1 protein-coding gene is annotated in these 674 nt (G+C 43.2%); it reads left to right on the top strand.

Features of this window, described 5'->3' with window-relative positions; translation table 11 throughout:
* On the top strand, positions 1 to 674 hold a 674-nt coding region (locus A3729_RS29985), incomplete at both ends, for a transketolase family protein (protein WP_255376425.1).

The raw sequence follows: 674 nt of genomic DNA on the forward strand, positions 1-674 counted from the left end.
AATGGGAATGGCTGATATTGCTGAAGTGTTATGGAACGGCCACTTACAGCATACCCCTCAGAACCCGTCTTGGCCAAATCGCGATCGATTTATATTGTCCAACGGCCACGGTTCAATGCTTATCTATTCTTTGCTGCACTTAAGCGGTTATGATCTGGGTATTGAAGATCTTAAAAACTTCCGACAGCTACATTCTAAAACGCCAGGTCACCCTGAATACGGATACACACCCGGAGTTGAAACTACCACTGGCCCTCTTGGTCAAGGTATTTCTAATGCGGTGGGTATGGCGATAGCCGAAAAGTCACTTGCTGCGCAATTTAACCGTGAAGGTCATAATATCGTTGATCATTACACCTATACATTTGCTGGTGATGGCTGTTTGATGGAAGGTATTTCCCACGAAGTGTGTTCTTTAGCAGGTACGCTTGGCTTGGGTAAATTGGTACTTTTTTATGATGATAACGGCATTTCAATAGACGGTGAAGTCGAAGGTTGGTTCTCTGACGATACACCTAAGCGCTTCGAGTCTTATAACTGGCAAGTTATTCCTAATGTAGATGGTCATGATGCTGATGCCATCGAGGCGGCCATTAAAGAAGCTAAAAGTAATACTACTCAGCCAACTATTATTTGCTGTAAAACAGTAATAGGTTTTGGTTCGCCAAATAAAG

The organism is Oleiphilus sp. HI0043, assembly GCF_001634935.1.